The sequence below is a fragment of the Kitasatospora sp. NPDC091276 genome, from assembly GCF_040684355.1.
In the GTDB taxonomy this organism is placed as follows: domain Bacteria; phylum Actinomycetota; class Actinomycetes; order Streptomycetales; family Streptomycetaceae; genus Kitasatospora.
On sequence record NZ_JBFBFU010000011.1, the window covers coordinates 239,763 to 262,470 of the forward strand.

Sequence of the window (22,708 nt, forward strand, 5' to 3'; positions counted from 1 at the left end):
CGACCGGCCGTTCAGGCCAGCAGCGCGGAGATCTCCTGGGTGGCGAACCAGAGCAGGTCGTGGTCCTCGGCCCCGTCCACGGTGAACTGGGCGTCCTGGTCGCCCGCGTCGGCCGCGGCCACCGCCGCCACCGCCGCCGCGACGTCCTCGACCACCTCGCCGTCGGCGACGTCCGCGTGCACCGCCGCCGCCTTCGCCAGCGGCAGCGGGCCGGCCAGCACCACCCGGCCGAGCGAGGCCTGGTCCTGGTACTCGTCGCCGGGGAACGGCCGGACGGCCGAGTCGGCCACGTCCAGGGCCACCACGACCCGGCGGCGCGGGGCGTCCGGGTCGGCGGCCAGCAGCCGCAGTGAGGACTGCGCGGCCCGGTTCAGCGCCGCGTACTCCAGTTCCTCCAGGTCGTCACTGACGTACCACTCGCGCAGCGCGGGCGTCACGGCGTAGGCCGCGGACTGGTCCAGGGCACCACCCGGGTGCGCCGCCGCCAGGCCGTTCAGGGTGGTGGGCACGTACACGCGCATCGGTGGCACTCTCCGGTTCGTCCAGCGGCACAGCTTCCAGCGCCCCAAGAATAAGCGCCGCCGGGCCGGGCGTGATCACCTCGGCCCGACTCAGCGGGCGGCCCGCAGGGCCTCACCGCACGTGCGCAGGGCGCTCTCCAGCACCGCGTCGCGGCGGGCCGGGTCCATCATGTTCGGGCCCATCACGGCCAGGTCGGCCGACGTCGGCGCGAGCAGCCGAACCCGTACGCCCTCGGCCCGCAGCAGCACGGCCTCGCGCAGCAGCTGCCGGGTGACGGCGCGGCGGTAGCGGCTGACCAGCTGGGCCAGCACGCCGCGCGGGCGGTCCCGGGCGCGCCACTCGCGCAGCGCGGCGAGGGAGCCCGCGAGCCCGCTGGTGCCGGCGACCCCGACGGCACCGGCGTCGGCGTCGGCTCGGTCGGCACGAGGGCGCAGCCGCAGGGCCATCGGGGCGAGCACGTACACCTCGTCCAGGCCGCGGCCGAGCAGCAGGTCGGCGTTGGTGGCGGACCAGCAGCCGCCGTCCACGTACGCCGAGCCGTTCAGCCGCACCGGCGCGAACCAGCCGGGGATCGAGCAGGAGGCCATCACCGCGTCGGCGACCGCGACCGCCGGGGCGTCCGGGTCCCCGAAGACCACCCGGCGGCCGCTGCGGTAGTCCACGGCCGCCACCCGCAGCGCCGCGGCCCCGGCGCCGGCCTCGCCGTCGGCGCCCGGCGGCGGCCAGCCGCCCGGGCCGAGCAGACCGCACACCAGCTCGCCGACCGGGGCCAGCGAACCGCGGCCGGGCGGCGCCATCGCCGACACCATGGTCAGCAGCGGGTACTCGCGCGGGTGCCGGACGGCGTCCCGCAGCAGGCCGGGCGAGCCGATGCCCGCCCCGGGGCGGGGCGGCAGCGCGCCGCCGGCGGCCGTGTCGTAGTCGAAGTCCACCCCGGCCAGCGGGCCGTCGGTGATCGGCAGGCCGCGCTGGTGGTCACGCAGTTGCTCGGTGCGGACCCCGCCGGCCAGCATCGCGCCGAGGATCGAGCCCGCCGAGGTGCCGAGCAGCACGTCCGCGCGGCCCGGCCGCCAGCCGGTGGCCTCCTCGACGGCGCAGAGCGCGCCGACCGTCCAGGCCGCGCCGAGCATCCCGCCGCCGCCCAGCACCAGGCCGCGCCGGGGTGCGTCCCCGGTCAGCGGGGCGGTGCCCGTGACTGCCGGAGCCGGAACCGCCGCTACCCGTGTCGTCATCGCGGCCGCCCGTCGTCGTGGGTGCGGTCGTGGCCGCCCGGCCCCGTCCCGCTCCGCGCGGTTCCCAATCAGGCTCCGATGGTGCGCGCCGACGGCCGGGCACCGCAACGGGGGCGGCGATTCGGACCACCCGGTCCGGCGCATCGAACCGTCCTCTTTCGGACCGTACGGCCCGCCCACGCACGTCAATCGGGCACCGTGCGACCGCGCGCCGGGCCCGGCACCGCACTGATCGATTCACTCGGATAGGTGAACTTGCCGGTCACTCCGGGGGCAGCGGCAAAAGCCCTTGCCGCCCGACGCGGCCCACCGCTAGCAAGGACCCGTCCGCACCCGCACCACCGTGTCGAGGAGCCCGCCGTGACCGCACCGCTCACCGCCCGCCCGCACCGCCGGCCGCGCACGACCGCCGCCCACGACCCGGCCGGGCGCCGCCCGCGCCACCCCCGCGCCGCCTGCACCGGCCCGGGCGGCCACGACCCCCGGGCGCTGGCCTCCCGCTTCGCCCACCAGCTGGTCGAGGTGCTCACCGGCGCCCGGCCCTCCGGCCAGCTGATGCGGCACACCAGCCTGGACGGCTACGGGCAGCTCGCCTCCCTGGTCCGGGCCGGCGCGCTGCGCCGCGGCGGCGCCGCCGACCGGCCCCGGCTGGGCCCGGTGCACGACCGGTCGCCCTCGCCCGACGCGGTCGAGGCCTGCGTCCGGGTCGACCTCGGCCGGCGGCACCACATGGTGGCCTTCCGGCTGGAGCAGCGCGGGCAGGCCGGTCAGTGGCAGTGCACCGCCGTGGAGGCCCGATGACCACGGCCGTCACGGCGACCACGGCCGTCACAGCGGCCAGGGCGGCCACGGCGGCCCCCACGACCGCGTGCCGGCCCGGGACGGCACAGGGCGCCGCCCCCGTCCGGGAGCGGCGCCCTGTGCGGCGTCCTGCGGCCTGCTCAGCCCTTGCGGCGGCGGCCCTTGGCCGACTTCGCGGCCTTGCGGCGCTCGGCGCGGGTCAGCCCGTCGCCCTCGTCCTCCGGCGCGAGGTCCTCGAAGTCGCCCTCGATGACACCGCCGCCGACCTCGTCCGAGGGGGCCGTGTAGTGCAGCCGCTGCGGCTTCGGGGCCTCCAGGCCCTTGGCCTTGATCTCCGGGCGGGCGGCGTCCTTCTCCAGCTTGTCGAGCAGCACCTCGGCGTCCGCGACCGGGACCTCCTCGACCTGCTGCTCGACCTGGACCTCCAGGTTGAACAGGTAGCCGACGGACTCCTCCTTGATGCCCTCCATCATCGCCGTGAACATGTCGAAGCCCTCGCGCTGGTACTCGATCAGCGGGTCGCGCTGCGCCATGGCCCGCAGGCCGATGCCCTCCTGGAGGTAGTCCATCTCGTAGAGGTGCTCGCGCCAGCGGCGGTCCAGCACCGACAGCACGACCCGGCGCTCCAGCTCACGCATGATCTCGGCGCCGAGCTGGTCCTCGCGGGCGCCGTACTGCGCCTGGATGTCCTCCTGGACGACCTTGACCAGGAACTCGGAGGTCATCCCGGCAGAGCCGCCGGCCTCCTCCTCCAGCTCCTCCAGGTCAAGGGTGAGCGGGTAGAGCTGCTTGAGCGCGGTCCAGAGCTTCTCCAGGTCCCAGTCGTCCTCGAAGCCCTCGCCGGTGGCCGCCTTGACGTAGGCCTCGACGGTGTCGTCCATGAAGTGGCCGACCTGCTCCTGCAGGTCCTCGCCCTCCAGCACGCGGCGGCGCTCGCCGTAGATGACCTCGCGCTGGCGGTTCAGCACCTCGTCGTACTTGAGGACGTTCTTGCGGATCTCGAAGTTCTGCTGCTCGACCTGGGTCTGCGCGGAGGCGATCGCCCGGGTGACCATCTTGGACTCGATCGGCACGTCCTCGGGCACGTTGGCCATCGACAGCACGCGCTCGACCATGCCGGCCTTGAACAGGCGCATCAGGTCGTCGCCCAGCGACAGGTAGAAGCGGGACTCGCCCGGGTCGCCCTGACGGCCGGAGCGGCCGCGCAGCTGGTTGTCGATCCGGCGGGACTCGTGCCGCTCGGTGCCCAGCACGTAGAGGCCGCCGGCCTCCTTGACCTCGTCCTGCTCCGCCTTGACCGAGGCCTTGGCCTTCTCCAGGGCGGCTGGGAACGCGGCCTCGTACTCCTCCGGGGTCTCGGTCGGGGTGAGCCCGCGCTGCGCCAGCTCGGCCGCCGCGAGGTGGTCGGAGTTGCCGCCGAGCATGATGTCGGTACCGCGGCCGGCCATGTTGGTGGCGACGGTCACGGCGCCCTTGCGGCCCGCCTGCGCGACGATCTGCGCCTCGCGCTCGTGGTGCTTGGCGTTCAGCACCTCGTGCGGGATGCCGCGCTTGCGCAGCTCCTGCGAGAGGTACTCGGACTTCTCCACCGACACGGTGCCGACCAGCACCGGCTGGCCCTTCTCGTGCTTCTCGGCGATGTCCTCGACCACGGCGGCGAACTTGGCCGGCTCCGACTTGTAGATCAGGTCGGGCTGGTCGATGCGCAGCGGGTTCTTGTTGGTCGGGATCGGCACCACGCCGAGCTTGTAGATCTGGTGGAACTCGGCGGCCTCGGTGGTGCCGGTACCGGTCATGCCGGCGAGCTTGTCGTACAGGCGGAAGAAGTTCTGCAGGGTGATGGTGGCCAGCGTCTGGTTCTCGTTCTGGACCTCCACCCCCTCCTTCGCCTCGATCGCCTGGTGCATGCCCTCGTTGTAGCGGCGGCCGGCCAGGATGCGGCCGGTGTGCTCGTCGACGATCATGACCTCGCCGTTCATGACGACGTAGTCCTTGTCCGCCCGGTACAGCTCCTTCGCCTTGATGGCGTTGTTCAGGAAGCCGACCAGCGGGGTGTTCACCGACTCGTAGAGGTTGTCGATGCCGAGGTAGTCCTCGACCCGGGTGACGCCCTCCTCCAGGATGCCGACGGTGCGCTTCTTCTCGTCGACCTCGTAGTCGCGGTCGATCTTCAGGCGCAGCACCAGCTTGGCGAAGTCGGCGTACCACTTGGTCGCCTGGTCGGCCGGGCCGGAGATGATCAGCGGGGTGCGGGCCTCGTCGATGAGGATCGAGTCGACCTCGTCGACGACCGCGAAGTTGTGGCCGCGCTGGACGAGTTCGTCCTTCGACCAGGCCATGTTGTCGCGCAGGTAGTCGAAGCCGAACTCGTTGTTCGTGCCGTACGTGATGTCCATCGAGTACTGGTGCTTGCGCTCGGCGGGCGTCATGTTGCCGAGGATCACGCCGACTTCGAGGCCGAGGAAGCGGTGCACCCGGCCCATCCACTCCGAGTCGCGCTCGGCGAGGTAGTCGTTGACGGTGATCAGGTGGACGCCCTTGCCGGTGAGCGCGTTCAGGTACGCGGGCAGGGTGCCGACGAGGGTCTTGCCCTCACCGGTGCGCATCTCCGCGACGTACCCGTGGTGCAGGGCCGCGCCACCCATGAGCTGAACGTCGTAGTGCCGCTGACCGAGCACCCGCTTGGCGGCCTCGCGCACCGTGGCGAACGCCTCGGGGAGGATGTCGTCCAGGGTCTCGCCGTCCGCGAGCCGCTGCTTGTACTCGTCGGTCAGCGCGCGCAGCTCGGCGTCGGTGAGGTTGACGAAGTCCTCTTCGATGGAGTTGACCTGGGCAGCAATCCGCTGCAGCTTGCGAAGGATCTTGCCTTCGCCGGCGCGCAGGATCTTGTCGAAGACGGACACTTGGGCGGGCTCCTTGCCTGTATTGGCACTGGACGACTGCACGGCGGGTTCACCCCACCGCACGGGCCATCGTATGCGAGGAGTCCAATGCCCCGGGAGGTGCGTCAGCACGGTATTCCCGTGTCACCCGCGCGAGCACTTGATCCGATAGCACCGCCCACCGGGACAAACCGGTCAGCGGACCGAGGGGTCGGCTCGATATTCGGATGCCCGAATTCCTCTCTCCACGGAATAATCCGCCCATGGAAGAGCCCCGCACCGTCACCCTCACCACGGACCGCCTCGTCCTGCGGGCCCCGCAGGAGTCGGACATCGACGCCGTCTTCGCCGCCTGCCAGGACACCGAGATCCAGCGCTGGACGGTCGTCCCGAGCCCGTACCGGCGCGAGGACGCCGAGTACTTCGTCCGCGACCTCGCCGCGCAGGGCTGGCGCACCGGCGAGAACCGGATCTGGTGCGTGTTCGAGCGCGGCTCCGACGTCCTGGTCGGCACCCAGGGCCTCGTGCTGCGCCACGGCGACCCGGGCTCCGCCGAGGTCGGCTGGTGGGCGACGAAGGAGTTCCGCGGCCGCGGCTACACGGTCGAGGCCGCCCGCGCGGTCGCCCGCCACGGCCTGGTCGAGCTCGGTCTGCGCCGCCTGGAGTGGCAGGCCTACGTGGGTAACGAGGGCTCCCGCGCGGTGGCCGAGAAGGTCGGCTACCGCTTCGAGGGCACCCTGCGCTCGTACGCCGAGCAGCGCGGCACCTTCCACGACGCCTGGGTCGCCTCGCTGCTCGCCTCGGACCTCCCGGACCTCCCGGACCTCCGCCCCTGACGCCCGCGCCGGCGCCCCCCGACCGGCTGTCGGTGCCCCGGACTACCCTCGCCGACATGACCGCCCTGCCTGCCGCCGGCTCCCCCGCCGGCCCGCCGCCCGTCACCGTCCTGAGCGCCGACGAAGCCCGCCGGATCGCCCTTCGCGCCCAGGGCCTGCTCGGCGCGCCGGACCGCCGGGCCGGGGTGCGCGGGGTGCTGCGGCACCTGGGCGCCGTCCAGCTGGACACCATCTCGGTGCTGGCCCGCTCGCACGAACTGGTGCCGTACGCCCGGCTCGGCGCGGTCGGCCGTCCGGCCGTCGAGGCGGCGTACTGGGGCGCGGGCACGAGCTTCGAGTACTGGTCGCACGCGGCCTGCATCCTGCCGGTCGAGGAGTGGCCGCTGTTCGCGTTCCGGCGCCGCCGCTACCGCGAGCGCGGCCACCTCTGGGGCCACCAGGTGACGCCCGAGACGTACCGGCACGTGCTCGACAAGCTGCGCGCCGAGGGCCCGTTGACCTCCACGGAGCTGGGCGGCGCCAAGAAGACCGCCGAATGGTGGGACTGGTCGGACACCAAGGTCGCGGTGGAGCGGGCGCTGGCCTTCGGCGACGTGGTCTGCACCGAGCGCCGGAGCTGGAAGCGCGTCTACGCGCTGGCCGAACAGGCCATCCCCGAGGCGCTGTTCGGGCAGGACCGCACCGACCGGGAGTGCGTGCGCACCCTGGTCGCCCAGGCCGGGGCCGCGCTCGGCGTGGCCACCCGGGCCGACCTGCTGGACTACCACCGGCTGCGCGCCGAGGAGCTGGACCCGGTCCTCGCGGACTGCGGGCTCGTCCCGGTCGAGGTGGCCGGCTGGGGCCCGGGCGGCGGCGCGGCGGCGGCCTGGGCCGACCCGGCCGCACTGGCCACCACCCCGCGCGGGCGCCACCGCACCACGCTGCTCTCGCCGTTCGACTCGCTGATCTGGGACCGCGCACGCACCGAGCGGATCTTCGGCATGACGCACCGGCTGGAGGCCTACACGCCCAAGCACAAGCGGGTGCACGGCTACTTCGCGATGCCGCTGCTGGCCGGCGGCCGGCTGGTGGGCCGGGTCGACCCGGCCCGGGAGGGGCGCACCCTGGTGGCCCGTCAGGTCTCGCTGGCCGGCGACCGGGGGTACGGCGCCCGGCACGTCGAGGCGCTGGCGGCGGCCCTGCGCGAGGCGGCCGCCTGGGTGGGCTGCGACGGCGTCCGGGTCGAGGCCCTGCCGGACGAACGGCTGCGCCCGGCCCTCGAGAAACTCCTCGCGAGCTAGGGCCGGGGCGCAGCCACGGTCACCCTATTTCGAGGATCTTCTCGCGCATCGCGTACACCACCGCCTCCATCCTGGAGTGCAGTTGGAGCTTCTCCAGGATGTTGCGCACGTGGTTCTTCACGGTGTTCTCGCTGATGAACAGCTCCTTGGCGATCTCCCGGTTGTTCATCCCGGTCGCCACCAGCTTGAGCACCTCCAACTCCCGGTCGGTGAGCCGGGGTGCGGGCACCAGGTCCCGGTCGTCGGAGCGGCGCTGGATCATCGACTTGAACTCGGTGAGCAGCTTGGACGCCATCGACGGGCTGATCTGGGACTGCCCGTCGGCGACCGCGCGGATCGCGGTGGCGACCTCGTCGGTGGAGATCTCCTTCAGCAGGTAGCCGGTGGCGCCCGCCTTGATCGCCTCGTAGAGGTCGGCCTCCTCGTCGCTTATCGTCAACATGATGATCTTGGTGCTGGGTGCCACGTCCTTGATCGCCGTGCAGGCCTCGATCCCGCTGCGGCGCGGCATCCGGACGTCCATCAGGATGATGTCCGGCAGCAGGTCGGCAGCCTTCAGCACGGCCTCGGCGCCGTCGCCGGCCTCGCCGACGACCTTGATGTCTGGCTCCTCCGCGAGCACGATCTCCAGCCCCCGGCGGAACAACGCGTGGTCGTCCACCACCAGTACGCGGATCGGCTCACCCCGGTGCGGCGCGTACGCGGGTTCCTCCTCCGGTCCCGGTGACAGTCCGGTGACCGGCCCCGTAGCGGGCCCCAGCCCGAAGTGATCCCCCATCCGCTCCTCCCCCTTCGCGGGTCGTCGTGCGCCAATCATTCCACGCCGCGCGGCCGTTGCTGTCACCCTCCGACGCCGCCGTTCCGCATCGGGTGACCTCCCGGGCCCGCCCTCGACTCCCGCTCCACCCGCCCTGCCCCGAAACGCCGGTGACCCCGGCGGACTCGGCCGCCGGGGTCACCCCTCCAGGATTGTCTTCGGACGGTCAGTCCTCGTCGTCGCTTTCGCCGATCGCCCCGCCCGCGCCGCCGCCCGCGCCGGCCGACCCGTCGGTCTGCAGGTGGATGACGCCGTAGTGGTAGCCGTGACGGCGGTAGACGACGCTCGGCAGGCCGCTGTCCTTCTCCACGAAGAGGTAGAAGTCGTGGCCGACCAGTTCCATCTCGTACAGCGCCTGGTCCAGCGCCATGGGGGCGGCCGGGTGGGTCTTCTCCCGGACCACCAGCGGGCCTTCGCCCTCCACTTCCAGGGATCCCATCATGGTCTTGCGGACGGCCCCGTTGGTCTCGCCCTCCCGCACCGCCGTCTCCGGCAGCGCGGCCAGCGCCGCGGTCGCCTCGGCGACGCTGATGGGGGTGCGGCCGTTGCCGCCCTTGTGCACTCGGCGCCGGTCCGCGGACTTGCGCAGCTGGGCGTCGAGCTTCGCCGAGGCCAGGTCGAGCGCCGCGTACGGGTCGGCGGCGGCGGCTTCGGCCCGGATCACCGGCCCACGGGTACGGAGAGTGATCTCCACCCGCTCGGACCGGTCGGCCTGCCGCGGGTTGTGCTCCTTGGACACCTCGACGTCGAGGCTGATCACCTTGCCGTCGAACTTCTGGACCTTCTCCAGCTTCTCGGCCACGTGCTCGCGGAACCTCTTGGGCACCTCGGTCTTGCGGCCCTTGACGACGATGTCCACGCAGAACTCCGATCCCTCGTGCTGACGCCGATCCGGGTGCTACCGGACCGGACTGAGACCCAGCTGGACCAGCCCATCCACTGCCGGCCCCCCGCCCCCGCCGCCAGCGGCGGGAAACGACTGGCCCTCACCTCACTTCCTCCCCACCAGGGACGGTTGAAACCCCTTGGAGCTTTATCGAACACCTCACACGGGGTTTTCGCCTCCCCAGGCGCGGAGTCGGGTATGACCCGATACTGCGGGCGGGCGGTCAAGCTGTTGGACCCTGTCTACCCTCCTGCGAGTGAAGCACGGGTAAATACCTGGACAACACCCCCCGTACGGCGCATCCTTTGCTCACTCTCCGTGCCTGCCGTCGCCAGGAGCAGCCGTGCCACCACCCCCCACCCCCACCCGTCCGCCGTCCGCCCAAGGGCCGTTCGGCCACGCACTGGCCGGACTGCTGGACGTCCTGGTCCCGGCCCGCTGCGCCGGCTGCGGCGCCGAGCGCACCCAGCTCTGCCCGGCCTGCCGGCACGCGCTGGCCGCCACCCGGCCCGGCCCCACGCTGCTGCCCTGGGCGCACGCCGCCGCCCCGTACGCCGACCCCGTCCGGCAGTTGCTGCTCGCCCACAAGGAGCGCGGCGCGCTGCGGCTGGCGGGCCCGCTCGGCGAGGCGCTCGGCCGGGCCGTCCGCTCCGCCCTGGGGCCGCGTGCCGCTGCCGCGCCGCTGCTGCTGGTCCCGATGCCCTCGGCCCGCTCCGCCGTCCGCGCCCGCGGCCACGACCCGACGCTGCGGCTGGCCGGGGCCGCCGCCCGCTCGCTGCGCCGGTGCGGCCTGGACGCCCGGGCCGAGCCGCTGCTGCGGCACGCCCGCCCGGTCGCCGACCAGGCCGGACTGAGCGCGGCCGAGCGCCACCGCAACCTGCACGGCGCGCTCACCGTGCTGCCGCGCGCCCGGCGCGACCTGCTGGGCCGTCATCCGGTCCTGGTGGACGACCTGGTGACCACCGGCGCCAGCCTCGCCGAGGCGGCCCGGGCACTGGCGGACGCCGGACTGCCCGCCCGGGCGGGCGCCGCGGTCGCCGCCACCGCGCACCGGCCCGGCTGAGGCGCCGAGCGGCCCGACGTGGCGTCAGGGATCGGAACGTCAGGGCGTGACCGGCGGGTTCCTAGCCCGCGTAGAAGAAGGACCCGGCCTTGTCGGCCAACTGGACCTCGCGCCACTGACTGCCGATCAGCCGGTAGATCGCGCCTCCGGCCGCCGCGAGCACCGACGGCGCCTGGGCCAGGACGTTGCCCCGGGACTCGGAGGCCGAGACGGTGAGCATGTTCTCGGCCTGCAGCGTGGTGTCGGCGCTCTGCGTGCCGTCGGTGCCGATGTAGTACAGCTGCTTGATCCGGTCGGCCTCCTTGCCGAGCACCAGCAGCTGGTCGGCCTCCGCCCAGGAGACCGAGGCGACGTCGGTGAGCGAGGGGGCCGCCCGGCGCAGGCCGGTGATCCGCGCGGTCGGCGCCTCCGGGGTGCCGCCGTGCACCACCAGGCCGAAGTACAGCGAGCGGCTGGGCACGCCCGCGGTCTTGACCACCAGGGCGGCCCGGGCGCCGTCCGAGGAGATCTTCAGGGCCTGCACGGTCTGCCCGTCCAGCCCCTCGACCGCGACGGGGTACGTCCGGTTGCCGCGGACCATCACCACCCGCGGGCCCTGCGGGTTGCGGTCCACCACCCAGAGGTCGCCTCGGCCGTCCCAGCTGGGCGAGGCGAGGCCGTCCTCCTTGTCGGCGGTCTTCACCGGCGAGGTGAGCACCGGGTCGGGCAGCGCCACCGCGCTGTCCGCCAGCGGCACCGAGTAGAGCTGGTGGCCGTCCCCACTGATCGCGGCGGCCCGGGAGCCGTCCCGGTTGACGGCCATGGTGCCGAGCGGCGCCTTGCCGGCTGGCTGCGGCTTGCCGAGGACGCCGCGCACCGGCTCGCCGTTGCGCTGCTCGTCGGTGACCATCAGGAGGCCGTTGTCGGCGCGCTGGTAGTACTGCTGCGCGGGCAGCGGCCCGGCCAGGGCGCCGGGGCCGGTGGCCGGCAGGTCGTTGCGGCTGGCGAAGCAGTTGCCCCGCTGGCCCTTGAGTTCAAGCCGTTCGACCTGTCCCTTGCCCTGGTCGGCGAGGGTGTAGAAGAGCTGGGTCGCCATCCGCCGGCAGGACACCGGTTCGCTGACATCCGCCCCGCCGAGCTGCACGTGGGCGATCCGGCCGTCGTCGACGCTCACCCGGTCGACGCTGACGCCGCTCGGGAAGGACGTCCGGGCGACCGGCGCGAGCCAGGTCGAGGGCCCGGCGACCAGGGCCTTGGCGGCGGCGGTCAGCGGGTCTGTCCGGCGCCGCAGGTAGATCGGGTCGGGGATCAGGACCTGCTGGCCGGCGCTCCCGGTGACGGTCGAGGACGGGTCCGGCGTGGTGTAGAAGTACCGGTCGACCTGGCGGTAGCTGTTGTTGAAGTTGGTCTCGTTCATGATCACGCCGGCCGGCAGCTTGTCGATCCGCCACTCGCCGTCCTTCTCCCGGACGAGGGTGAAGTCGGCCGAGACGTCCCGCTGCCCCTCGGCCAGGTACGAGTGCTTCTCGTCGATCCTGGCGATCAGCGACCCGGTCACCGTCGCGGAGACGCTGGTGTCGGTGTCGGCGATCTCCTGGCCGGCCGGGAGGTTCGGGGTGGCGGCGGAGAGCACCTGGATGCCGGCGTCCGGGTTCCAGTGCGCGGAGGCGTTCTCGGTGAGGTACTGGCGCGCGGTCTCGTACCCCTCGTCGGCGGTCACCGCGTCCAGGAACCCGGTCAGCAGGGCGCGCGGCTTGGCGCCCTTGGCCGGTGCCACCGGGTAGACCTTGGCCTGCAGGTTCTTGTCGGCCGCCCCCTGCGACAGCTCCACCCGGGAGATGCCGCCGGAGTCCGGCATGGCCGCGCAGCCGCTCGCCACCAGGGCGCCGAGCACCACGCCGGCCACCGCCGTGAACCGCGGCTCAGTCCTGCTGCTCGTCCTTCGCACGCTGCGACCCCTCCAGGTCCGTCCCGCCCGTCCCATCCGTCACGTCCGGCTCCGCCGTCCGCTGTGCCACCGACGGCCGTCCGGGCGTCGGGTCCACCATCACCTGGGCGCCGGTGGCACCGTACCCGCTCCCCGCCGTCCGGACGTCCGAGGGGTCCGCGCGCGGCCCTTCGGGCAGCCGGCGCTTGCCCAGGTCGGGGCCGATGTTCAGCACCCCGCCGAGCCCGCTGCCGAAGCCGTTGACGGGCCCCTCCGGCGTCTCCGCCTGCTCCTCGGCCGCGGTCATCGCGGTCGCGCCGGGCGGGCTGATCGCCCGCCGGTACGGCACGCCGTAGGTGCCCAGGCCCCGGTTGTTGCGGGAGTCCTCCGGCTCCAGCCGGAACGGCGCCCGGCTGATCTCGCCGCCCCGGGTGCGCGGCAGGGTGAGCCGGAAGTGCGAGCCGCCGCCGGGCTCGCCCCAGGCCTGCAGCCAGCCGCCGTGCAGGTGCGCGTCCTCGACCGCGATGGACAGGCCGAGGCCGGTGCCGCCGGTGGTCCGCACCCGGGACGGGTCGGCCCGCCAGAACCGGTGGAACACCCGGGACGCCTCGCCCGGCTTGAGGCCGATGCCGTAGTCGCGCACGCCGACCGCGACCGCGCCGTCGGCCGAGCCCAGCCGGACCACCACGTCGCGTCCCTCGCCGTGCTCCAGGGCGTTGACCACCAGGTTGCGCAGGATGCGCTCGATCCGGCGGGAGTCCACCTCGGCGACGACCGGCTCGCCGTCGCCGCGGATCACCACCGCACTGCCCTTGGCCTGGGCCAGCGGGTCGGCGGCCTCCACCACCCGGGCGACGATGTCGCGCAGGTCGACCGGCTCGCCGTCCAGGATCGCGGCGCCGGCGTCGAAGCGGCTGATCTCCAGCAGGTCGGCGAGCAGCGACTCGAAGCGGTCCAGCTGGCCCTGCAACAGCTCCGCCGAGCGGGCCGCCATCGGGTCCAGGTCCTCGCGGCTGTCGTAGATGAGGTCCGCGGCCATCCGGACCGTGGTCAGCGGGGTGCGCAGCTCGTGCGAGACGTCCGAGACGAAGCGCCGCTGCACCCGGGACAGCTCCTCCAGCTGGCGGATCTGGGCCTGGAGGGCATTGGCCATCCGGTTGAACGACTCGCCGAGGCGGGCGATGTCATCCGTGCCGGTGACCTTCATCCGCTCTTCCAGGTGCCCGTCGGCGAGCCGCTCGGAGATGCCGGCGGCCATCCGGACCGGGGTGACCACCTGGCGCACCACGACCCAGGCGATGCCGCCCATCAGGATCACCACGAACACGCCGGCGGTCGCCAGGGTGCCGGTGATCAGGTCGAGGGTGTCGGTCTCCTGGCCGAAGGAGAACACGTAGAACATCTGGTAGCTGTTGCCGGCCGGGCCGGTGAACTGCATGCCGAGGGCCAGCCCGGGCTCGGTCCGCTCGTCGGCCCGGTGGATCCGGGCCGGCTGGTCGAACATCTGGCCGGGCTCGGAGTGGACCCTGTCCCGCAGGGTGTCGGGGACGCTGCTGGGCAGGATGTCGCCCGAGAAGCGCGGCGCGAAGCCGTTCTCCGGGACGATGGCGTCGGTGCCGGCGGCCATCGCGATCACCGAGTAGACGGTCTGCCCGCTCGCGGCCAGGTCGTTGACCTGCCGCAGCAGCCAGGTGCCGGTCTCCTCGATGGTGGGGTCGGGCGTGGCGCCGACCCGCAGCCGCTGGTCCTTCGCCTCGTCGATCTTCTTCAGTTCCGCCTGGAACCCGATCCTGGCCTGCTCGCGGGCGGCCGCCATCTTGGTGCCGAGCAGGCCGGTGCGCACCTGCGCCATCACGACCACGCCGAGCACCAGGACGACCGCGATGGACGCGAGCAGCGAGACCGCCACCACGCGCAGCTGGATCGACCGGCGGTACAGCGCCGTCACCCGGCGCGCGGGCCGACGCAGCTGACGGGTCAGCAGCGCGAACGCGGCCGCCCGGCGCCGGCGGCGGGTGGTCGAACTCAGCACGGACCCGCGAACCGCGTCGGCCCCGTCGGTCGCGGAACCCGACGGGGCTTCGTCAGCCAGGTGCGTCACGTCAGCTGGGTCCGGCCTTGTAGCCGACGCCACGGACGGTCACCACGATCTCGGGGCGCTCCGGGTCCTTCTCGATCTTGGACCGCAGGCGCTGCACGTGGACGTTGACCAGGCGGGTGTCCGCCGCGTGCCGGTAGCCCCAGACCTGCTCCAGCAGCACCTCACGGGTGAACACCTGCCAGGGCTTGCGGGCCAGCGCGACCAGCAGGTCGAACTCCAGCGGGGTCAGCGGGATGCCCCGGCCGTCCCGCTTCACCGAGTGGCCGGCCACGTCGATCACCAGGTCGCCGATGGTCAGCTGCTCGGGCGTCGGCTCCTCGGCGCGGCGCAGCCGGGCACGCACCCGGGCCACCAGCTCCTTGGGCTTGAACGGCTTGGTGACGTAGTCGTCGGCACCCGACTCCAGGCCCACCACGACGTCGACCGTGTCGGTCTTCGCGGTCAGCATGACGATCGGAATGCCGGACTCCGCCCGGATCTGCCGGCAGACGTCGATACCGTCCCGACCGGGCAGCATCAGGTCGAGCAGGACCAGGTCGGGCTTGGTCTCCCGGAACGCAGCTAGCGCCCTGTCCCCATCCGCGACGAAAAACGGCTCAAAACCCTCACCACGCAGCACGATACCGAGCATCTCGGCCAGTGCGGAGTCGTCATCAACGACGAGGACGCGTCCCTTCATGCGTCCATCCTCTCATTACCGGATTGTGACCTGCCGCACAGCAGTGCCAATGCTCCACAACGGCCAACTCCCCCACCGGTTAATTCCGGCCATACCGGGCGAATGTGCCCGGCCGGAACGTCTTCGAACGGCCCGCGGCCCACCGCCCGACCACCGGAAGGCCCCCGTTTCCGATCAGCGGCCGGATACCCATGGGGCCTCCCCAGGCCCCATGGCACGATGGGCGCTGCGCGCGGGCGAAAGATCCGCCCGGAACCGCGCCCGTGACGCCCCTCCGAGGAGCAGTGATGACCGACACTCCGGGCTGGGCCTCGCCCGGCTCGCCCGAGCCGCCCCGCGACGACGCCCGGCCCCCGGCCGACGCGCCCGCCGCCGTGCCCGGGCCGTCGGCACCACCGCAGGGCGCCCCCGCCCCGGCCCCTGGCTGGAGCGGTCAACAGACCCGGCCCGACTGGAGCCGGCCCGCACCGGGCGGCCACCACCCCTACGGCTGGGGCGCTCCGCAGAGCCCCAAGCCCGGCGTCATCCCGCTGCGCCCGCTCGGACTCGGCGAACTCCTCGACGGCTCCGTCGCCACCATCCGCAAGCACTGGCGGACGACCCTCGCCCTCTCCCTCGGCATCGCCGTCGTCGAGCAGGCCGGCAACGTCGCCGCCCAGCTGCTGGTCAAGGGCAAGACCGGCCCCGCCACCCAGGTGACGACCATGCTGGCCTCGATGCCGCTGACGGTGCTGCTCGGCGTGGTCGCCACCGCGCTGCTCACCATGGTCGTCAGCCGCGCCGTCCTCGGGCAGTCCGCGAACGCCGGGGACGCCTGGCGCGACGCCCGCCGCCGGCTGCCGCAGCTGCTCGGGCTGACCCTGCTCACCGGCCTGATGTCCGGCGGTGTGGTGCTGCTCGGCTTCAGCCCCTGGTACTTCTACGCCTCCGGCTCGGCGGGCGCCCCCGAGACGGAGGCCCTGCTGTTCCTCGTCGGCATCCTGACCATCCCGGTCGGGTTCTGGCTGTGGATCCGGTTCAGCCTGGCCGCCCCCGCCCTGATGCTGGAGAAGCAGGGCGTGCGGACCGCGCTGTCCCGCTCCCGGCGGCTGACCCTCGGCTCCTGGTGGCGCATCTTCGGCATCTCGCTGCTCGGCGAGGTGCTGACCTTCATCGTCGCCATGGTCATCGCGATCCCGTTCCGCTTCGCCGGACTCGTCCTCGGCTTCAGCGACCTCGACCGCCAGGTCGACCTCAGCTCGGCCCACGAGCCCACCGCGATGCTGATCACCACCGCGATCGCCGGCATCATCGCCGCCACCCTCACCATCCCCTTCCGGGCCGCCCTCGGCGTCCTCATCTACGTCGACCAGCGGATCCGCCGCGAGGCCCTGGACATCGAACTCGCCCGCGCCGCCGGCCTCGCCGAGTCCGGCGCCACCGGCCGGGGCGACCAGGCCGGCCGACCCCCCGCGAGGCGCTGACCCGGATGCCTACCTGGGGGGACAGGCTCCTCGTCGCGGGCGGCGCCCCGGTCACCGTCCCGCGTGACCCGGCCCGCGACGCCGCCCGCGACGAGCTGCTCAACGCCGAGTACCACAAGCACGACCCGAGCGTCCTGGAACGGGTCATGACCTGGCTCAACGACCACATCACCGACGCGCTCGACAGCATCTCCGGCAACGGCACCAGCGGCACCACCGGCCTGGTGCTCTTCCTGATCGTCGCCCTGCTGATCGGTGCCGCCCTCTGGTGGCGCCTCGGCGCGCCACGGCGCGCGGCCCGCACCGTCCTCGACGTCTACGGCGTCGAAGGACCGCGCGGCGCCGGCCAGTACCGGGCCGACGCCGAACGGCACGCCGCCGCCGGGCACTGGAACGAAGCCGTCCGCGCGCAGATGCGAGCCCTGGTCCGGGCCCTGGAGGAACGCACCCTGCTCGACGTCCGACCCGGCCGCACCGCCGACGAGGCCGCCACCGAGGCCGGCCGGGCCCTGCCCGACCACGCCGCCGCCCTGGCCGCCGCCGCCCGCACCTTCGACGACATCGCCTACGGCGAGCGCACCGCCGACCAGGCCGCGTACCAGCTGCTGCGCGAGCTCGACCGCACCATGGAACGCGCCCGCCCGGCCCTGGGAGGAGCGGCATGACCAGCACCGCCCCCGCGCCGCCCGCGCCGCAGCCGCCCGCCACCCCTGCCCCCGGCGGGCCGGCCACGACCAGCCTCGCCCCCACCCGCCGGGGCCTCTGGCGCCGGGCCCGCTGGTACCTGCTCGTCCTCGCCGTCCTGCTGATCGGCGCCACCGCCGTGGCCGCCCTCGGCCAGGACCGCCGCTACCCGCCGCTCGACCCGCGCTCCTACGACCAGGACGGCAGCCACGCCGTCCTCGCGCTGCTCGAACGCCAGGGCCTCAAGACCGACCTCACCACCGACCTCACCGGCCACCCGGACGGCGCCGACACCCTCGTCCTGCCCGAGCCCGACCTGCTCGGCCCCGCCGAACTGCGCGCCGTCGCCGCAGCCCGGCACAGCCGGCTCGTCCTCGTCGCCCCCGGCCCGGCCGCGCTCAGCGCCCTGGCCCCCGGCATCCGCCCCTCCGACGAGGACGGCGGGCCCTCCTACGCCTCCGTCCGCAGCACCGCCGCACAGTGCCCGCTCACCGAGGCCGTGCGGGCCGGCAGCGCCGAGATCGGCGGAATGCTCTACACCAGCGGCAGCCGCGGCGCCGGCTGCTACCCGCGCGGCCACGGCTACCCGCTGGTCAGCGCCCCGACCGCCGGCGGCGACGTCATCGTGCTCGGCACCGGCGACTTCCTCCACAACGAGCAGCTCGCCAAGGACGGCAACGCCGCCCTCGCCCTCGGCCTGCTCGGCTCCCAGCCCCGCCTCACCTGGCACCTGCCCGACTACAGCGCCCCGCTCGCCCAGGGCACACGGGACAAGACCTTCGGCGACTACATCCCGGACGGCTGGCGCTGGGCCGGCTACCAGCTCGCCGTCGCCGCCGTCCTGACCGCCCTCTGGCGCGGCCGCCGACTCGGCCCCGTGATCAGCGAGAACCTGCCCGTGGTGGTCCGCGCCGCCGAGACCACCGAGGGCCGCGCCCGGCTCTACCGCCGCGCCAAGGCCCGCGGCCGCGCCGCCGAGGCCCTGCGCCGGGCCGCCGCGCACCGCCTCGCCCCGGCCCTGGGCGTCCCGCTCCACGCCGGCGCGCCCGACCCCGACACCCTCTGCGCGGCCGTGGCCGACCGCCTCCCCGAGCAGCCCGCCGGCGACGTCCGGGCCCTCCTCTTCGGCCCGCCCCCGACCGACGACACCGCACTGCTGCGGCTCGCCGACGACCTCGACGCCCTCGAAAGGCAGGTACGGAACCCGTGACCGAACAGGCCACCGCCACCCCGTCCAGCACCCCCGGCGCGGCGGCTGCCACCCCGGGCACCCCCGACACCGCCGCCGACCCGCGCGCCGCACTCACCGCCCTGCGCGCCGAGATCGGCAAGGCCGTGGTCGGCCAGGACGCCGCCGTCACCGGCCTCGTCGTCGCCCTGCTCTGCGGCGGCCACGTCCTGCTGGAGGGCGTCCCCGGCGTCGCCAAGACCCTGCTGGTCCGCACCCTGTCCACCGCGCTCAACCTGGACACCAAGCGCATCCAGTTCACCCCCGACCTGATGCCCGGCGACGTCACCGGCTCCCTCGTCTACGACGCCCGGACCGCCGAGTTCTCCTTCCAGCCCGGCCCGGTCTTCACCAACCTGCTGCTCGCCGACGAGATCAACCGCACCCCGCCGAAGACCCAGGCCGCCCTGCTGGAGGCCATGGAGGAGCACCAGGTCACGGTCGACGGCGTGCCGCGCGCGCTGCCCGTCCCGTTCCTGGTCGCCGCGACCCAGAACCCGGTCGAGTACGAGGGCACCTACCCGCTGCCCGAGGCCCAGCTGGACCGCTTCCTGCTCAAGCTGGTCCTGCCGCTGCCCGACCGGGACCAGGAGTTCCAGGTCCTGTCCCGGCACGCCGCCGGCTTCGACCCCCGCGACCTCGCCGCCGCCGGCGTCCGCCCGGTCGCCGGGCCCGCGCACCTCGCCGCCGCCCGCGAGCAGATCGCCAAGCTGACCGTCTCCCCCGAGATCCTCGCGTACATCGTCGACCTCTGCCGGGCCACCCGGCAGTCCCCGTCGCTGTCCATCGGCGTCTCGCCGCGCGGTGCCACCGCCCTGCTGGCCGCCTCGCGCGCCTGGGCCTGGCTCGCCGGCCGCGACTACGTCACCCCCGACGACGTCAAGGCCCTGGCCCTGCCCACCCTGCGGCACCGCGTCGCGCTGCGCGCCGAGGCCGAGATGGAGGGCGTCACCGCCGACTCCGTCATCCAGGCCGTGCTCGCCCAGACGCCCGCCCCCCGCTGAACCGCCCGTTCCCGAAGGAGCGCACCGCATGGCCCTCACCGGGCGAACCGCCCTGCTCGCCGCGCTCGGCACGCTCGTCGTGGGCCTGTTGCTGCCGTCCTGGGCCGGGATCGGCCTCGTCACCGGTGCCGTGCTGCTCGCCGCCGTGATCGACCTGGCGCTCGCCGCCCCCGTCCGCAGTCTGGAACTCGGCCGGGGCGGCGACACCACCGTCCGGCTCGGCGAACCCGCCTCCGTCGAACTGACCGTCACCAACCCCTCCGGGCGGCCCCTCCGGGCCCGGATCCGCGACGCCTGGGCCCCCTCCGCCTGGCGGCCGGGCACCGCCGAGGCCGCCTCCCGGCACACCCTGCACGTCCCCGCCGGCGAGCGGCGCCGGGCCGTCACCGTGCTCACCCCGACCCGCCGCGGCGACCACCACGCCCGGCGGGTGACGGTCCGTTCGCTCGGGCCGCTCGGCCTGGCCGGCCGTCAAGGCTCGCACCACCTGCCCTGGACGGTCCGCGCCCTGCCCCCGTTCAACAGCCGCAAGCACCTGCCCTCCCGGCTCGCGCGGCTACGCGAACTCGACGGCCGCACCTCGGTCCTGACCCGCGGCCAGGGCACCGAGTTCGACTCCCTGCGCGAGTACCTGCCCGGCGACGACGTCCGCTCCATCGACTGGCGGGCCAGCGCCCGCCGCAACACCGTCGCCGTCCGCACCTGGCGCCCCGAACGCGACCGGCACATCCTCGTCGTCCTCGACACCGGCCGCACCTCCGCCGGCCGGGTCGGCGACGCGCCCCGCCTCGACGCCGCCCTCGACGCCGCCCTGCTGCTCACCGCCCTCGCCACCCGCGCCGGCGACCGGGTCGACCTGCTCGCCCACGACGCCCGCAAGCGCGCCGCGGTCGCCGGCAGCTCGCCCAGCGAGATCCTGCCGGCCTTCACCAACGCGATGGCCTCCCTCCAACCGGCCCTGCACGAGACCGACATGCGCTCGCTGGTATCCACCGCCCTCAAGATGGCACCGCACCGCTCGCTGATCGTCCTGCTCACCGGCCTCGACACGGCCCCGGTCGAAGACGGCCTGCGCCCGCTGCTGCCGCTGCTCACCAAGCGCCACGAGGTGGTCCTGGCCTGCGTCGCCGACCCCCACCTGGACGCCCTCGCCGCCGGCCGCGGCACCCTGGAAGCCGTCTACGGCGCCGCCGCCGCCGAACAGACCCGCGCCGACCGCCGCGCCACCGCCGACCTCCTCACCCGCCACGGCGTCACCGTCCTCGACGCCTCCCCCGCCCAGCTCGCCCCCGCCCTCGCCGACACCTACCTCGCGCTCAAGGCCGCCGGCCGCCTCTGAGCCTCGCCCGTACGGGCGGTCCCGCCTCTTGGTCCCGTTCCTTGGTCCCGTCGTACGGTCGCGTTCCTTGGTCACGTTCCTTGGTCACGTTCCTTGGTCACGTCGTACGGTCCCGTCCCTTCAACGGGCAGCCCGTGGTGACGCCGCGCCACCTGCCTGGTCCGTCAGCGAGGCCGACGGGCGTTCAGCCGGGCGGCCTGGCGCATGAGGTGATCGCGCTCGGCGAGGTTGGGGGCCTGGTGGGCCGCCTCGGCATACAGCCGGGCCGCCGTCTCCAAGTCACCGTCGTGCTCGTGGAGGTACGCCGCCACCGCCGTGTGGCGGGGCAGCGAACCGTCCAGCTCCCCGAGCGCCGCCAGCCCGGCGCGCGGCCCGTCGGCCTCACCGACGGCCACCGCGCGGTTGAGCCGGACGACCGGGCTCTCGGTCAGGCGGGCGAGCTCGTCGTACCACTCGACGATCTGCACCCAGTCGGTCTCCCCGGCGGTGGGCGCGTCGGCGTGGAGGGCCGCGATGGCGGCCTGGGCCTGGAACTCGCCCAGCCGGTCGCGGCCCAGGGCCGCTTGCAGGATCCCGACGCCCTCGACGATCAACCCGGTGTCCCACCGGCCACGGTCCTGCTCGGCGAGCGGCACCAGGCTCCCGTCGGACGCGGTCCGGGTCCCGCGCCGGGCATGGTGGAGCAGCATCAGGGCGAGCAGCCCCGCCACCTCGGGGTGGTCGATCACCTCCGCGAGCTGCCGGGTCAGCCGGATGGCCTCGGCGGCGAGGTCGACGTCCCCGGAGTAGCCCTCGTTGAAGACCAGGTAGAGGACGCGCAGCACGGTGGCGACATCGCCGGGCCGGTCGAACCGCACCCCCGAGACGGTCCGCTTGGCCCGACTGATGCGCTGCGCCATCGTCGCCTCGGGCACCAGGTAGGCCTGGGCGATCTGTCGGGTGGTCAGCCCGCCCACGGCGCGCAACGTGAGCGCGACCGCCGACGACGGCGTCAACGACGGGTGCGCGCACAGGAAGTAGAGCTGGAGCGTGTCGTCCAGCGCGGACGCGGGCCACGGCTCCGGTTCCCCGTCGACCCGGTCCTCGCGTCGGCGGCGGGCCGCGTCCGCCCGGGCCGCGTCGAGGAACCGGCGCCAGGCCACGGTGACCAGCCAGCCCTTGGGGTCCCGCGGCGGATCGGCCGGCCAGACGCGGACCGCCTCGACCAGCGCGTCCTGCACGGCATCCTCGGCCGCCGCGAAGTCGGCTCCGCGGCGGACGAGGATACCGAGCACGCTCGGCGCGAGGCTCCGGAGCAGGACTCCGTCCACCGGCGAGGTCACTCGGTGACGGTGGGCGGCGCGGCCAGGAACGGACGCAGCTCCAGCCACTCGTGGATCGGCCGCCCGCCCGCCCCGGGAGCGGCCGACAGTTCCCCGGCCAGCTCGACGGCGCGCTCGTAGCTGTCGACGTCGATCACCATCCAGCCGGCGATCAAGTCCTTGGTCTCGGCGAACGGGCCGTCGGTCACCGGCGGGCGCCCCTCGCCGTCGTACCGGACGAACGTCCCCTCGGGAGCGAGCGCCTGGCCGTCGACGAACTCGCCGGTCTTCTCCAACCGGTCCGCGAAGTCCTGCATGTACCGCACGTGCGCCGAGATCTCCTCGGGCGTCCATCGGTCCATGGGCACGTTGTTGACCGGAGCCGGGGCGCCTCGGTAGTGCTTGAGCAGCAGGTACTTGGCCATGATGTTCTCCTCGGTGCTGGTGCGACCCATTGTGGCCGCGCTCACCCCGGGGACGGAGCCAGCCACGGGTTCTCGACATGGCCGGCCGAACTTTTTTGAACTTTCGTGGGGACCCTCGTGGGAGCCCTGGTGAGGTGCTCCTGTGGGCCGGAAACGCAAAGAATCCCCATCCGGTTTCCCGGATGGGGGTTCTCTGTGAATGATTGTTCGGCGGCGTCCTACTCTCCCACAGGGTCCCCCCTGCAGTACCATCGGCGCT

The 22,708-nt window shown here is 73.9% G+C and carries 19 protein-coding genes; 9 read left to right on the forward strand and 10 right to left on the reverse strand.

Annotated elements, in window-relative coordinates; genetic code table 11:
- Window positions 1-11 precede the first annotated feature (11 nt).
- Together AB0O19_RS16595 and AB0O19_RS16600 are read right to left on the reverse strand one after the other, a co-directional pair.
- Entirely contained in the window at window positions 12-521 is a 510-nt protein-coding gene (locus AB0O19_RS16595; RefSeq protein WP_350881082.1) for a hypothetical protein, read from the reverse strand.
- 90 nt (window positions 522-611) lie between these two features.
- Complete coding sequence (locus tag AB0O19_RS16600) at window positions 612-1,754, reverse strand: patatin-like phospholipase family protein (protein WP_363620139.1); 1,143 nt, start codon at window positions 1,752-1,754, stop codon at window positions 612-614.
- Between the two features lie 360 nt (window positions 1,755-2,114).
- Here AB0O19_RS16600 and AB0O19_RS16605 point away from each other — a divergent pair, with 360 nt between their 5' ends.
- Window positions 2,115-2,555 (forward strand): Rv3235 family protein, encoded by a 441-nt coding sequence (locus AB0O19_RS16605; protein ID WP_063349159.1) that lies wholly within the window; start codon window positions 2,115-2,117, stop codon window positions 2,553-2,555.
- Between the two features lie 140 nt (window positions 2,556-2,695).
- Here the strand turns inward: AB0O19_RS16605 and secA are convergent, their stop codons facing one another.
- Window positions 2,696-5,458 (reverse strand): preprotein translocase subunit SecA, encoded by a 2,763-nt coding sequence (gene secA, locus AB0O19_RS16610; RefSeq protein ID WP_363587342.1) that lies wholly within the window; start codon window positions 5,456-5,458, stop codon window positions 2,696-2,698.
- A 242-nt stretch (window positions 5,459-5,700) separates the two neighbouring features.
- Here secA and AB0O19_RS16615 point away from each other — a divergent pair, with 242 nt between their 5' ends.
- Entirely contained in the window at window positions 5,701-6,273 is a 573-nt protein-coding gene (locus AB0O19_RS16615; protein ID WP_363620141.1) for a GNAT family N-acetyltransferase, read from the forward strand.
- Between the two features lie 56 nt (window positions 6,274-6,329).
- Window positions 6,330-7,553, forward strand: a complete 1,224-nt coding sequence (locus AB0O19_RS16620; RefSeq protein ID WP_363620143.1) for a crosslink repair DNA glycosylase YcaQ family protein — start codon at window positions 6,330-6,332, stop codon at window positions 7,551-7,553.
- Between the two features lie 19 nt (window positions 7,554-7,572).
- Here AB0O19_RS16620 and AB0O19_RS16625 read toward each other — a convergent pair whose 3' ends face one another.
- Together AB0O19_RS16625 and raiA are read right to left on the reverse strand one after the other, a co-directional pair.
- Window positions 7,573-8,283, reverse strand: a complete 711-nt coding sequence (locus AB0O19_RS16625; protein ID WP_063351359.1) for a response regulator transcription factor — start codon at window positions 8,281-8,283, stop codon at window positions 7,573-7,575.
- Window positions 8,284-8,536: 253 nt separating this feature from the next.
- Window positions 8,537-9,229, reverse strand: coding sequence for a ribosome-associated translation inhibitor RaiA (raiA, locus tag AB0O19_RS16630; protein WP_363620145.1), 693 nt, complete (start codon window positions 9,227-9,229; stop codon window positions 8,537-8,539).
- 370 nt (window positions 9,230-9,599) lie between these two features.
- Here raiA and AB0O19_RS16635 point away from each other — a divergent pair, with 370 nt between their 5' ends.
- On the forward strand, window positions 9,600-10,319 hold the full coding sequence (locus AB0O19_RS16635; RefSeq protein WP_363620147.1) for a phosphoribosyltransferase family protein: 720 nt from the start codon (window positions 9,600-9,602) through the stop codon (window positions 10,317-10,319).
- 61 nt (window positions 10,320-10,380) lie between these two features.
- On the opposite strand, the gene AB0O19_RS16640 is transcribed toward AB0O19_RS16635, so the two are convergent.
- The 3 genes from AB0O19_RS16640 to mtrA form a co-directional block, all read right to left on the reverse strand.
- On the reverse strand, window positions 10,381-12,246 hold the full coding sequence (locus AB0O19_RS16640; protein WP_363620149.1) for an LpqB family beta-propeller domain-containing protein: 1,866 nt from the start codon (window positions 12,244-12,246) through the stop codon (window positions 10,381-10,383).
- Window positions 12,221-14,209 (reverse strand): MtrAB system histidine kinase MtrB, encoded by a 1,989-nt coding sequence (gene mtrB, locus AB0O19_RS16645; RefSeq protein WP_363587372.1) that lies wholly within the window; start codon window positions 14,207-14,209, stop codon window positions 12,221-12,223. Before mtrB ends, AB0O19_RS16640 begins: the two co-directional genes overlap by 26 nt.
- A 118-nt stretch (window positions 14,210-14,327) precedes the next feature.
- Complete coding sequence (gene mtrA, locus AB0O19_RS16650; protein ID WP_030247322.1) at window positions 14,328-15,005, reverse strand: MtrAB system response regulator MtrA; 678 nt, start codon at window positions 15,003-15,005, stop codon at window positions 14,328-14,330.
- Between the two features lie 287 nt (window positions 15,006-15,292).
- Here mtrA and AB0O19_RS16655 point away from each other — a divergent pair, with 287 nt between their 5' ends.
- From AB0O19_RS16655 to AB0O19_RS16675, 5 genes are all read left to right on the forward strand, one after another.
- Window positions 15,293-16,468, forward strand: coding sequence for a hypothetical protein (locus AB0O19_RS16655; protein WP_363620151.1), 1,176 nt, complete (start codon window positions 15,293-15,295; stop codon window positions 16,466-16,468).
- A gap of 5 nt (window positions 16,469-16,473) precedes the next feature.
- The gene (locus AB0O19_RS16660) at window positions 16,474-17,133 is read left to right on the forward strand and encodes a DUF4129 domain-containing protein (protein ID WP_363620153.1); all 660 of its coding nucleotides are present in this window, start codon (window positions 16,474-16,476) and stop codon (window positions 17,131-17,133) included.
- Window positions 17,130-18,362 (forward strand): DUF4350 domain-containing protein, encoded by a 1,233-nt coding sequence (locus AB0O19_RS16665; RefSeq protein ID WP_363620155.1) that lies wholly within the window; start codon window positions 17,130-17,132, stop codon window positions 18,360-18,362. Before AB0O19_RS16660 ends, AB0O19_RS16665 begins: the two co-directional genes overlap by 4 nt.
- A 101-nt stretch (window positions 18,363-18,463) precedes the next feature.
- Entirely contained in the window at window positions 18,464-19,384 is a 921-nt protein-coding gene (locus AB0O19_RS16670) for a MoxR family ATPase (RefSeq protein WP_363587370.1), read from the forward strand.
- Window positions 19,385-19,412: 28 nt separating this feature from the next.
- On the forward strand, window positions 19,413-20,723 hold the full coding sequence (locus AB0O19_RS16675; RefSeq protein ID WP_363620157.1) for a DUF58 domain-containing protein: 1,311 nt from the start codon (window positions 19,413-19,415) through the stop codon (window positions 20,721-20,723).
- A 164-nt stretch (window positions 20,724-20,887) separates the two neighbouring features.
- Here the strand turns inward: AB0O19_RS16675 and AB0O19_RS16680 are convergent, their stop codons facing one another.
- Both AB0O19_RS16680 and AB0O19_RS16685 read right to left on the reverse strand, forming a co-directional pair.
- Entirely contained in the window at window positions 20,888-22,033 is a 1,146-nt protein-coding gene (locus AB0O19_RS16680; protein ID WP_363620183.1) for a DUF6596 domain-containing protein, read from the reverse strand.
- Between the two features lie 8 nt (window positions 22,034-22,041).
- Window positions 22,042-22,449 carry a YciI family protein gene (locus AB0O19_RS16685; protein WP_063351357.1) on the reverse strand — a complete coding sequence of 136 codons (408 nt, stop codon included), beginning with the start codon at window positions 22,447-22,449 and terminating at the stop codon, window positions 22,042-22,044.
- Window positions 22,450-22,708 lie beyond the last annotated feature (259 nt).

Excerpts from the sequence above, each read along its gene's own strand:
- AB0O19_RS16595 (WP_350881082.1), bottom strand. The coding sequence starts at position 521 with ATGCGCGTGTACGTGCCCACCACCCTGAACGGCCTGGCGGCGGCGCAC.
- AB0O19_RS16600 (WP_363620139.1), bottom strand. The coding sequence starts at position 1,754 with ATGACGACACGGGTAGCGGCGGTTCCGGCTCCGGCAGTCACGGGCACC.
- AB0O19_RS16615 (WP_363620141.1), top strand. The coding sequence starts at position 5,701 with ATGGAAGAGCCCCGCACCGTCACCCTCACCACGGACCGCCTCGTCCTG.
- AB0O19_RS16620 (WP_363620143.1), top strand. The coding sequence starts at position 6,330 with ATGACCGCCCTGCCTGCCGCCGGCTCCCCCGCCGGCCCGCCGCCCGTC.
- mtrA (WP_030247322.1), bottom strand. The coding sequence starts at position 15,005 with ATGAAGGGACGCGTCCTCGTCGTTGATGACGACTCCGCACTGGCCGAG.
- AB0O19_RS16655 (WP_363620151.1), top strand. The coding sequence starts at position 15,293 with ATGACCGACACTCCGGGCTGGGCCTCGCCCGGCTCGCCCGAGCCGCCC.
- AB0O19_RS16660 (WP_363620153.1), top strand. The coding sequence starts at position 16,474 with ATGCCTACCTGGGGGGACAGGCTCCTCGTCGCGGGCGGCGCCCCGGTC.
- AB0O19_RS16665 (WP_363620155.1), top strand. The coding sequence starts at position 17,130 with ATGACCAGCACCGCCCCCGCGCCGCCCGCGCCGCAGCCGCCCGCCACC.
- AB0O19_RS16675 (WP_363620157.1), top strand. The coding sequence starts at position 19,413 with ATGGCCCTCACCGGGCGAACCGCCCTGCTCGCCGCGCTCGGCACGCTC.
- AB0O19_RS16685 (WP_063351357.1), bottom strand. The coding sequence starts at position 22,449 with ATGGCCAAGTACCTGCTGCTCAAGCACTACCGAGGCGCCCCGGCTCCG.